Annotated in this window: 11 protein-coding genes; 8 read left to right on the top strand and 3 right to left on the bottom strand. The window is 65.5% G+C overall.

What is annotated here, in order from left to right:
• Positions 1-22: 22 nt before the first annotated feature.
• Positions 23-409 carry a hypothetical protein gene (locus tag AKL29_RS37130; protein WP_050387555.1) on the bottom strand — a complete coding sequence of 129 codons (387 nt, stop codon included), beginning with the start codon at positions 407-409 and terminating at the stop codon, positions 23-25.
• Positions 410-823: 414 nt separating this feature from the next.
• Positions 824-1,597 (bottom strand): helix-turn-helix transcriptional regulator, encoded by a 774-nt coding sequence (locus tag AKL29_RS37125; protein ID WP_050387554.1) that lies wholly within the window; start codon positions 1,595-1,597, stop codon positions 824-826.
• Between the two features lie 81 nt (positions 1,598-1,678).
• Between AKL29_RS37125 and AKL29_RS37120 the strand changes: the two genes are divergently transcribed.
• The 3 genes from AKL29_RS37120 to AKL29_RS37110 are packed head-to-tail and all read left to right on the top strand — an operon-like array spanning position 1,679 to position 3,916.
• Positions 1,679-2,335 (top strand): acyl-homoserine-lactone synthase, encoded by a 657-nt coding sequence (locus AKL29_RS37120; RefSeq protein ID WP_050387553.1) that lies wholly within the window; start codon positions 1,679-1,681, stop codon positions 2,333-2,335.
• Complete coding sequence (locus tag AKL29_RS37115) at positions 2,295-3,659, top strand: cytochrome P450 (protein WP_244482629.1); 1,365 nt, start codon at positions 2,295-2,297, stop codon at positions 3,657-3,659. The genes AKL29_RS37120 and AKL29_RS37115 overlap by 41 nt, the downstream gene beginning before the upstream one ends.
• A 38-nt stretch (positions 3,660-3,697) precedes the next feature.
• On the top strand, positions 3,698-3,916 hold the full coding sequence (locus AKL29_RS37110; RefSeq protein ID WP_016842680.1) for a hypothetical protein: 219 nt from the start codon (positions 3,698-3,700) through the stop codon (positions 3,914-3,916).
• A gap of 53 nt (positions 3,917-3,969) precedes the next feature.
• Here the strand turns inward: AKL29_RS37110 and ybaK are convergent, their stop codons facing one another.
• Positions 3,970-4,452: a Cys-tRNA(Pro) deacylase gene (ybaK, locus tag AKL29_RS37105; protein ID WP_050387551.1), complete on the bottom strand. Its 483-nt coding sequence runs from the start codon at positions 4,450-4,452 to the stop codon at positions 3,970-3,972.
• A gap of 347 nt (positions 4,453-4,799) precedes the next feature.
• Between ybaK and AKL29_RS37100 the strand changes: the two genes are divergently transcribed.
• From AKL29_RS37100 to AKL29_RS37080, 5 genes are all read left to right on the top strand, one after another.
• The gene (locus AKL29_RS37100; protein WP_016842678.1) at positions 4,800-6,092 is read left to right on the top strand and encodes an adenylosuccinate synthase; all 1,293 of its coding nucleotides are present in this window, start codon (positions 4,800-4,802) and stop codon (positions 6,090-6,092) included.
• Positions 6,093-6,127: 35 nt separating this feature from the next.
• On the top strand, positions 6,128-7,696 hold the full coding sequence (locus AKL29_RS37095) for a hypothetical protein (RefSeq protein ID WP_050387550.1): 1,569 nt from the start codon (positions 6,128-6,130) through the stop codon (positions 7,694-7,696).
• Positions 7,697-7,894: 198 nt separating this feature from the next.
• Positions 7,895-8,329 carry a DUF5413 family protein gene (locus tag AKL29_RS37090; protein ID WP_028333472.1) on the top strand — a complete coding sequence of 145 codons (435 nt, stop codon included), beginning with the start codon at positions 7,895-7,897 and terminating at the stop codon, positions 8,327-8,329.
• A gap of 265 nt (positions 8,330-8,594) precedes the next feature.
• Positions 8,595-9,074 carry a Crp/Fnr family transcriptional regulator gene (locus tag AKL29_RS37085; RefSeq protein ID WP_050387549.1) on the top strand — a complete coding sequence of 160 codons (480 nt, stop codon included), beginning with the start codon at positions 8,595-8,597 and terminating at the stop codon, positions 9,072-9,074.
• A gap of 93 nt (positions 9,075-9,167) precedes the next feature.
• Positions 9,168-9,731 (top strand): DUF4112 domain-containing protein, encoded by a 564-nt coding sequence (locus tag AKL29_RS37080; RefSeq protein WP_050387548.1) that lies wholly within the window; start codon positions 9,168-9,170, stop codon positions 9,729-9,731.
• The last annotated feature ends 24 nt before the right edge of the window (positions 9,732-9,755 follow it).

Below are 9,755 nucleotides of genomic sequence, written 5' to 3'. Positions count from 1 at the left end.
TTCAACCTAATCTCATCGCGCTTTAGCCGGTCTCCGGCGGCGTGGTCTGGCGCTTGACGATCTGCTCGGCGAGCTCGATCAGGATCCGCTTGGTGTCGGGGTCCTGCACGTCGCGAAACACCCGCAGCATGCGTAGTTCGAGCAGGGACTGCAGCGATTCCGCCGTCTGGCCGGCTTGTGCCTGCGCTGCCGTGACCGGCCGGCGATTGAGGATGTCGGCAGCGATTCCGAGCATCTCCGCGACCGCCGCCAGGCGACCGGTATCGATCTTGACTGTGCCGTCGACGCCGTTCTTTTGCAGGGAGGCGCCGGCGCACAGGATCTCGGCGAGATCCGCCTGCGACAGCCCGATTGCGCGCCAGCGCGCCTGCACCAATTGGTCGATCCGGTCGTCCTGTGATGTGCTCATGATGCGTTCAGACCATCTCCAGCTGGGTCCGTGGACAGCATTTCCGCTACGAAAGTTGGTAGCAAATGAACCGGCGGTTCGTCGCGATGGGACTTCTACGGATCACGCGGCTGGACAACGGGTCCTGCCGTACCGGGCAATGCGCAGGATGATCCGCGCCTCTACGCCAGCCGGGCAGTCGCGCCGGATGGGCACCGGAATGCGCACCCCAGTCAGGGATGCTCGCGGCGGCGTCATCCGGCCCCGGCCTTTATTATCAAGACCGTGCGTGAATGCAATCAAGGGGCGACTGGGAGCATAAGCCCAACCCGGATGTGTGACCGCGCCCACAGGTCGCGGTGTCTGGTCCTGGCAGGGCGATGCGGCCGGCATGGCGGCAGCCCCGGAAGCACCGCCACGGCTGCGCGGCGCCGCTCACAAATCGATGATCCCGAGCGCGATGCTCTTGGCCACCCCATGGGTCTTGTTGGATGCCTCGAGCTTGCGCAGCGCCTGCTTGATGAAGCCTTCCACCGTCTCAGGTGAAATGCCGAGGATCTGCGCGGTGTCGGCCACGGTCTTGCCGCGCGCCGCCCAGGCGATCACTTCCTTCTCCCGCCCGGTGAGCTTGATGGTTTCGGCGGCGTCCGCGGGCTTGAGGATGGTCGGCGCGTTGCGCTGGTCGCGGTTGACGATGTCCATCGCCCGCTGCACCCAATAGATCATCAACAGATGCAGTTCATGGCGATGGCAGACGAACAGCTTGTCGAAGTCGCGCGGCTCGTCTTCCCAGAAGAACACCGTCGAGCTCGAATGCACCGCGCCGAGCCGGTCGCGATAGTGGAAGGGAACGACGAAGCCGTCCTTGAATCCGAATTCCCGGGCGGCATCCATCGTCTTGACCTCGGGCGGTCGCCTGCGTCCGCTTCGCTCCGGCAGCTTCAGGCTGCTCCAGCTGAACGGCGTGTTGGTGCGTCGTGACCGCGCCAGCGCCGGATCGGCATGAACGAACTCGTTCTGCACATACGCCCGCTTCCAGGCGTCGGGAAATGTGCCGATATGATAGGGCAGATCGAGGTCGGGCCGGCCGGCATCGACGAAGGCAAAGCCCGAGAAGCCGTAATTCTGGACAACGCGGTGCAATGACGAGCTGAGCTCGTCGATGGTATCCGACGCCTCGATGGTCGAAATCGCGTCTACCAGGCCCATTGACGAAAACCCCCGGATTTAGGGGGTACCACAGTTAACCCCTTTTGTTCCAGATGTTCCCGCATTTGGAGGAAGGGACAAATGCTTCATTCATTGGACGGCTACCACGCCCTCATCACCAGGGAAGAGCTTGATCCGGCGCATGTCGGGGCGATGTTGCGGCTGCGCAAGCGCCTGTTCGTCGATCATTGCGGCTGGCTCCTGACCACGGTCGGGGATGTCGAACGCGATCAGTTCGACTGCTGGTATACCGAGCACTGCCTGTTGTTCTCCGGCGTCGAGCTCGTCGGCGGCTTCCGCGCGATCCGCACCGATTATCCCTATCTCACCAAGTCGGTCTTCCCGCAGCTTGCGCTGCGTCGCTTTCCGGCCAGCCGCGACGCCTGGGAGATCAGCCGTTTCGGCGTGCTGCCGAACGTTGCGAGGTCGCAGGCCGCACGCGTGAACTACGCGCTGATGTTTCGCTTCGCCGAGCTGCGCGGAGCGAAGGCGCTCGTGGCGCTGGCTGATCTCTCCTATGAGCGTTTTCTTACCCGCATGGACATCCGCACCCGCCGCTACGGCCCGCCGCAGGTGATCGGCAATGATCGCATGGGCCGCCCGCTGACGGCGCTCGCCGGAGAAATCCCGCTCGGTCCCGCCGCCAATCCCGGCCTGACCAAATTCCTCGACCTTGGACGGCAATTGGAGATCCACGATGCTTCACATGTTCTCGGACGTTCGAGCATTCCAGCGTGATCCGCTGCGTCTGCTGCTGACGCGCGGCAACGATTCCGCGCTGGGGCTGGTGCCGTTGCAGCTCGGTCCCGCGCCGGTCTTCCTGGTGAACGATCCGGATCTGCTCCGCCCGATCCTCAAGGCGCCGGAGACCGACATCGGAAAGGGCAAGCTGATCAAGAAGCTGACGCCGGTGCTCGGCCGCAGCTCGCTGATGTTGAGCGGCGAGGAGCACAAGCGGCGGCGAGCGGTGCTGCAGAAGCACATGGCCAAGGGCAGCGTCGAGAAATTCCTGCCGCATATGTGCGCCGAGATCCGCGCGGTCGGCGCCAGCCTGGCGCGGCTCGGATCGTTCGATCCGCACCATGTCACCGCGATGCTGGCGCTGCGGACGATCTGCGTCGCGATCTTCGGCTCCCAGGTGATGTCGTCCGGCGACGAGGAAGCCCTGGTTCAGGCGGTGGGCGCGATCGAGGACGATCTGGCGGAAGAGATGTTCCGCGCGTTGCCGTTCGGTCCGGTGGCCTGGTATCGGCGGCGCAAGAACCGGGTCTGCGCCAAGCTTGCGATGTCGACGGTGGTGCAGCGCCTGCGCCGCAAGGCCGGCTCGAGCAGCGCGCTGCGCGATCTCGAGGCGCTCGGCCTGACCGATCGCGATCTCGAGGACGAGATCCTGACATTGCTGCTGGCCGGCCATCACACCACAGGTTCGACTGCGGCGTGGATGTTCTACCAGATGGCCGCCGATCCCGCCCTGATGGACGAGATTGCCGACGAGGCGGCGGAGTGCCTCGGCGACGACGGCGAGCTGCGGCTCGACGCGGTGAAGCGCGCCAATTTGAGCGCGACGCTGGTCAAGGAGGTCTGCCGGCTCTACCCCAGCGCCTGGTGGTTCTCGCGCGAGGTGATGCAGCCGGTGACGATCGGCGGGCGCGATCTCAAGGTCGGCACCTCGCTGTTGATCTGCCCCTGGCAGCTGCAGCGCGACCCCCGGCATTTCGAGAATCCGGACCGCTTCCTGATGACGCGGCGCTACAACACCGATGCCTACATCCCGTTCGGCGCCGGTCCGCGCGCCTGCGCCGGGATGGGGGTTGCGATGCTCGAGCTGCAGCTGCTCGCGCTCGAGATCGCCGCGGCCTATCGCTTCACCGGCGTCACTCCGAATCCGGCGCCGTGGCCGAAGGCCTCGGTGACGCTGATTCCGCCGCCGATGGCCATCGAGATCGAAGTCCGCGAGATGCGCCGGCGCATCCCGCTTCTCGGCGACGAAGCCGGGCATCTGCCGTACATCCCACCCGTGGGTGCGGCGTCCATCAGCACACTACAATCGGTATCCCAATGACAACTCAGCTAACAACGGCCAGCGCCGGGCAAAGGGCCATGGATCAAGTGCAAGTGCGCAGTTTGCGCGACGTCATCGCTGTCCTGATCGAGCAGCGCAGCATCGTGAGGGCGGCCGGCGCAAGCTTCGCCGCGCATCTGCTCGACCTCGCGATCATGCAGCTGCGGCTCAACGTCAACGATATTACGGCGGAGGAATTATCCGGCCTGTCCGACTTCGTCGGCGCCGAGTTCATGAGGGACAAATCCTCGCATTGATCGCGGCGACCGGTCTTCGGATCAGTCTCGCGCAGGATCGGTCTTGCGCAGGCTCAGTCCTGCGTCGCCACCAGCGCCTTCATCGTGGCGCCGGCGGCGAGCGCGGCGTCGTTCGGATCGATCTCGATCTGCAGGCCGCGCTGGCCGCCATTGACGAAGACCGTGACGTGGCTGAGGGCGGTCTCGTCGATCGCGGTCGGCACCTTCTTCTTCTGGCCGAACGGGCTGATGCCGCCGACATGATAGCCGGTCAGCCGCTCGGCATCGGCCGGGCGCATCATCCTGGCCGACTTGCCGCCGAGGGCGGCGGCAAGCTTCTTCATGCTGACCTCGCAGTCGGACGGCACCACGGCGCAGACCGGCTTGCCGTCGACCTCCGCCATCAGCGTCTTGAGCATGCGATTCGGGTCGACGCCGAGCGCCTCGGCCGCCTGCAGCCCGATGCTCTCGGCGCTGGAATCGTAGACATAGGTGTGAAGTTTGAAGGCAATGCCGAGCTTGCGCAGCGCCATCGTCGCTTGGGTGGAATTGGGCATGGACCCTGCCGGTTAATCTAGGTGAATGATCGCCGTAACAGGAGCTGCAATCAATCCACAGCACGGCCGGCGTCACGTTGCCGTAACATTAAATTCCCGCCAGCCCGGCGCGGCCGGGCGCAGCATGGAATTTAATGGGGATATCAAAGGGTTGTAGGTCGTCTAAAAGGCGTAAACGAGCCCCTTCTTGCTTGCGCAGCCGAGCCGCTTCCTTTATCCGGTAGGCGCCTTGCGTGCGCGCGGCCGGGCGCCGCGATTAAGGCTGGGCATATCAATGCAGGTCGCTGTGGGCGGACGCGTTTTCGCCGCGATCATGGTCTGAAACACCTGAAGGGAACATCTTCGCAATGGCCAATGTTGTCGTCGTCGGCGCCCAATGGGGTGACGAAGGGAAGGGCAAGATCGTCGACTGGCTGTCGGAACAGGCCGACATCGTCGTGCGCTTCCAGGGCGGCCACAATGCCGGCCATACGCTCGTGATCAATGGCGAGACCTACAAGCTGGCGCTGCTGCCCTCCGGCGTGCTGCGCCCGAACAAGCTCGCGGTGATCGGCAACGGCGTGGTGTTCGATCCGCAGGCCTTCCTCGACGAAGTCGCCAAGCTGAAGGGGCAGGGCGTGGCGGTCGGACCGGACAATCTGCGGATCGCCGAGAACGTCACGCTGATCCTGCCGCTGCATCGCGAGCTCGACGCCTTGCGCGAATCGTCCAACGCCATCACCTCGATCGGCACCACCCGCCGCGGCATCGGCCCGGCCTATGAGGACAAGGTCGGCCGCCGCGCCATCCGCCTGATGGACCTCGCCGACCTCGACACCCTGCCCCACAAGATCGAACGCCTGCTGGCGCATCACAATGCGCTGCGCCGCGGCCTCAACCTCGCGGAGATCGACGGCAAGAGCATCCTGAGCGAGCTGTCGGCGATGGCGCCGAAGCTGTTGCCCTATGCCGAGACGGTGTGGCGGCTGCTGGACCTCAAGCGCCGCGAGGGCAAGCGCATCCTGTTCGAGGGCGCGCAGGGCGCGCTGCTCGACGTCGACCACGGCACCTATCCCTATGTGACGTCGTCCAACACGGTGGCGGCGCAGGCCGCGACCGGCACCGGCCTCGGCCCGGGCGCGGTCGGCTATGTGCTGGGCATCTGCAAGGCCTACACCACCCGGGTCGGTCAGGGTCCGTTCCCGACCGAGCTGAACGACGAGATCGGCGAGGAAATCGGCCGCCGCGGCAAGGAATTCGGCGTCAATACCGGGCGCAAGCGCCGGGTCGGCTGGTTCGACGCCATGCTGGTGCGACAGACTGTCCGCACCTGCGGAATTGCCGGGCTGGCGCTGACCAAGCTCGATATTCTCGACGGGTTCGACAGCATCAAGGTCTGCATCGGCTACAAGCTCGACGGCAAGGAAATCGACCATCTGCCGGCGGGCGAGGGCGCGCAGGCCCGGGTCGAGCCGATCTATGAGATCATCGAGGGCTGGAAGCAGCCGACGGCCAATGCGCGGTCCTGGGCGGATCTGCCGGCCCAGGCCATCAAGTACGTTCGCCGGGTCGAGGAATTGGTGGGGTGTCCGATCGCCCTGCTGTCCACCAGCCCGGAGCGTGAAGATACTATTCTGGTACAGAATCCGTTCGAGGCTTAACGGGATATTACCTATATCCCTCCAATTGTGTGGAAATGGCTGACTACTACCCGCTGATCGCCCGCGCCATCGCCGGATTGGACCCCAACGCCCCCGGCGAAGCCCGCCGTGCGCTGTATGCGCGGGCGCGAACGGCCTTGATCCAGCAGCTCCGCGGCGTGCAGCCGCCGCTCTCCGAGTCCGAGATCACCCGCGAACGGCTGTCGCTGGAAGAGGCGGTTCGCAAGGTCGAGTCCGAGGCGGCGCAGCGTGCCCGCGAGGCCTCCCGCCCCGGTGGCGCTGCCGCTGCCCGCGGCAGCCGCGCCAATGCAAGACCGCCGGAGGCAAATACAAGGCCGCCCGAGGCCAGCCCCGCCGACACCGCCGCGCGCCCGCGGCCCCCGGCCGAACCCCGTCCGCCGCGCAATCTGCGCCCCGACACGCCGCCGCCGGCCCCGCCGCGGCCGCAGAACCCGCCGGTCCCGCCCGAGACCCAGGCGCCGCCGGCCCGGCCGGGCCCACCCCGCCGCGGTCCGGAAGGCGCGCCGCCGCCGGTGCCGCCGGCCGCGCCGGGCGTGCGCGGCTTCCGCGACATCACCGCCGACGCCGACGATCTCGGCCGTGCTGCGGCGCAAGCCAGCCGCAACGCGCGCAAGACCTACGCCAACGTGCCGTCGCCCTCGCCTGAGTTCGACCGGCTCGAGCCGAGCCTTGAGAATCGCGGCGGCGATCCCGAGGCGCCGTATTCCTACGACGAGTCGATCGAGGAGGCCGAGCGCTACACCCCGCAGCCGCCGCAGGGTCCGCCGCCGCAGCGGTCGCGGGGCGGCAACGGCGAGCGCGAGCCGAAGAAGCCGCCGCGCGTCGGGTCGATGTTCCCGTTCAAGACCGCGATCGTGATCGGCATCCTGCTGATCCTGGTCGGCACCGGCATCCTGTTCCGGCAGCAGGCCATGACCCTTGTCAGCAGCCTGTTCAAATCCTCGGCCCCGGTCGAGGCGCCGAAGGATGCCGCGTCGACGCCTGCGAGCAAGAAGATCACCGACCGCGTCGGCCAGCCCTCGTCGGGCGAGACGGTCGCCCCGGTGGCGCAGCGCGTGGTGCTGTATGACGAGGATCCGTCGGATCCGAAGGGCAAGCAGTATGTCGGTTCGGTGGTCTGGCGCACCGAGCAGGTCAAGGGATCGGGCAATCAGAAGCCCGACATCGCCGTGCGCGCCGACATCGACATCCCCGATCGCAAGTTCAAGATGACGATGTCGTTCCGCCGCAACACCGATTCATCGCTGCCGGCGAGCCATACCGCGGAATTGACCTTCATCCTGCCGCAGGACTTCGCCAATGGCGGCGTCGGCAACGTGCCGGGCATCCTGATGAAGTCGAACGAGCAGGCGCGCGGCACGCCGCTGGCCGGGCTCGCGGTCAAGGTCACCGACGGCTTCTTCCTGGTCGGCCTCTCCAATGTCGACGCCGACCGCTCGCGCAATCTGCAGCTCCTGAAGGAGCGCTCCTGGTTCGACGTGCCGCTGGTCTACACCAACCAGCGCCGCGCCATCATCGCGATCGAGAAGGGCGCCCCCGGCGAGCGAGCCTTCAACGAGGCGTTCGCGGCGTGGGGCGAGTAGCGGCCTTAGCTCACGCCCCGGTCGCCAGCAATGTCATCGCCCGGCTTCGTCCGGGCGATTCCGTATCGCAGCAAGATCGGCGGCTGTTGCAGCGCATTCGACGCGCAGAGCTCCGGAACATCGCCGCGGCTTTCGATTTTTCCCTAGAACCGTCGCGCGACCGCGTTACACTTGGTTGACGTCGGGCAAGGGCACGCCATGAAACGCTATCTGATCTTCGCAGCCATCGGGCCGTTCATCGGCGGCTTCCTGCTGCTGCTCATGACCACCTATCAGTCCGGCTACTGGACCGAGACCAATGGCGGCGAGGTGACCAAGCTGCTCGTCGTGTTCGTGAAGTCGCTGCAATACAATTATCTGTTCGGCATCGTGCCGTCGCTGATGTTCGGTGCGATCGACGACATCTTGATGCATGTGAAGCGGATTGCGCCGGTGGTGCGGATGCTGCTCGTCGGCGCGGTGGCGTTCGTTGGCGCGGCGCTGACCTACGCCTCGCACGGCTCCGAGAGCGGCGCGGTGCAGTTCATCCTGTACGGAATGGTCGGCTTCATCCCGGGCGTGATCACGTCCTGGCTGGCGCACAAATATGCCGAAGAGCTGCACGCGCCGGCGCAGCCGGCTTCCCAGCATTAGGGCAGCTGCTCAGTACCAAGGGAAAAGCAGAAGTCGCGTTCGGCGACTTCTGACCAACCGCGAAATGAGCACGTCGCGATCGGACAGGGGCCGCGCTCAACGCACGGCGCGGAATAGATCGCCCCTTGCAGTCATCGTATCAGCGCGCGAGACGCCGGAGGTCCGGCTACCTTCACACAACTGTCATATCATCGTCATGCAAACGTAGTCCCAATGTCATGTCCGCGTTCGTCCTCGCGACCCGCGGCCGCCCGGGGCAGTGGCGATGCCGATCCCGGGCCTGCTCTATTCTGTGTTCGCGCATTTATTTCAGCCGTTGCTGCAGACGACCGGGACGTACCGGATCTGCGTCCGGATTCGGGGAAAGGAATTTCGAGTGGCAGATGCAAGCTTCAGCCTTCTGACGGGCAACAGTATCGAAACGCGCCTGGTCCGAGCCGGCGGCATTATTTTTCGCGAGGGGGAGCAGGCCAACGAGCTCTTCGTGATCAAGAGCGGCTATGTGCGCATTCAGGTCGGCAACAAGACCATGGCGGATCTGGCGCCCGACACGATCTTCGGCGAGATGGCGTTGATCGACAATGAGCCAAGGAGCGCGACCGCCACGGCGCTCACGGATGTCGAGCTCGTCCCGGTCTCGGAAAAGCAGTTCCTCTTCCTCGTGAGCCAGACGCCGCATTTTGCCCTGAAGGTCATGAGGACGCTGGCGCAGCGGCTCAGAACCATGAACAAGGGCGTCTACTGAAACGAACACGGCAGAGCCTCGAGGTAACAGGCCTTGAAGGTGACACAGTGGTAATGTGACGCAACTTGAACCGCCTGCCTGCGTTACCATGTGATGACCATGCCCCAAGACGACATCTTCACGCCCAACGCCGCGCGATCGCGGCCGCCTTTTGGCGGCGCGCAGGCGCGCGGCAAGGTCATCGACCAGGATGGGCGCGAGCTCGCCGATGGCCCGCTGCATCCGCAGTTCCAAGGCTTTCAGCAAGGCTTTCAGGAAGGCTTCCAGTTCGATTTCCGCAACACCACCGCCAATCCGTTCGGCAATCTGACCCGCGAGCAGCGGCTGGCGCGGCTGGAGACGATCGCAAAGCTGCTCGACGTCGCCTTCATCGTTCCGGGCACCAATGTGCGCTACGGCATCGACGGGCTGATCGGCCTGATCCCGGTGGTCGGCGATATCATCACCACCGCGATCTCGCTGTGGCTGGTGCGCGAGGCCCGTTTGCTGGGCGCGCCCTGGCACATCACCGCGCGGATGCTCGCCAACGTCGCCGTCGACGGCGTGATCGGCATGGTGCCGGTGGCGGGCGATGCCTTCGACGTCATGTTCCGCGCCAATATCCGCAATGTGCGGATGCTGCGGCGCTGGCTCGACAAGCAGCCGCGCCGCGCATAATCCGGAAAAGTGTGCAGCGGTTTT

Source organism: Bradyrhizobium pachyrhizi (assembly GCF_001189245.1).
GTDB lineage: Bacteria > Pseudomonadota > Alphaproteobacteria > Rhizobiales > Xanthobacteraceae > Bradyrhizobium > Bradyrhizobium pachyrhizi.
The sequence above is the reverse complement of the archived record's forward strand: the minus strand, read 5'-3'. Positions and strand labels throughout refer to the sequence as shown.

Excerpts from the sequence above, each read along its gene's own strand:
- AKL29_RS37090 (WP_028333472.1), top strand. The coding sequence starts at position 7,895 with ATGAAACGCTATCTGATCTTCGCAGCCATCGGGCCGTTCATCGGCGGC.
- AKL29_RS37115 (WP_244482629.1), top strand. The coding sequence starts at position 2,295 with ATGCTTCACATGTTCTCGGACGTTCGAGCATTCCAGCGTGATCCGCTG.
- AKL29_RS37110 (WP_016842680.1), top strand. The coding sequence starts at position 3,698 with ATGGATCAAGTGCAAGTGCGCAGTTTGCGCGACGTCATCGCTGTCCTG.
- ybaK (WP_050387551.1), bottom strand. The coding sequence starts at position 4,452 with ATGCCCAATTCCACCCAAGCGACGATGGCGCTGCGCAAGCTCGGCATT.
- AKL29_RS37120 (WP_050387553.1), top strand. The coding sequence starts at position 1,679 with ATGCTTCATTCATTGGACGGCTACCACGCCCTCATCACCAGGGAAGAG.
- AKL29_RS37100 (WP_016842678.1), top strand. The coding sequence starts at position 4,800 with ATGGCCAATGTTGTCGTCGTCGGCGCCCAATGGGGTGACGAAGGGAAG.
- AKL29_RS37130 (WP_050387555.1), bottom strand. The coding sequence starts at position 409 with ATGAGCACATCACAGGACGACCGGATCGACCAATTGGTGCAGGCGCGC.
- AKL29_RS37080 (WP_050387548.1), top strand. The coding sequence starts at position 9,168 with ATGACCATGCCCCAAGACGACATCTTCACGCCCAACGCCGCGCGATCG.
- AKL29_RS37095 (WP_050387550.1), top strand. The coding sequence starts at position 6,128 with ATGGCTGACTACTACCCGCTGATCGCCCGCGCCATCGCCGGATTGGAC.
- AKL29_RS37085 (WP_050387549.1), top strand. The coding sequence starts at position 8,595 with ATGCCGATCCCGGGCCTGCTCTATTCTGTGTTCGCGCATTTATTTCAG.
- AKL29_RS37125 (WP_050387554.1), bottom strand. The coding sequence starts at position 1,597 with ATGGGCCTGGTAGACGCGATTTCGACCATCGAGGCGTCGGATACCATC.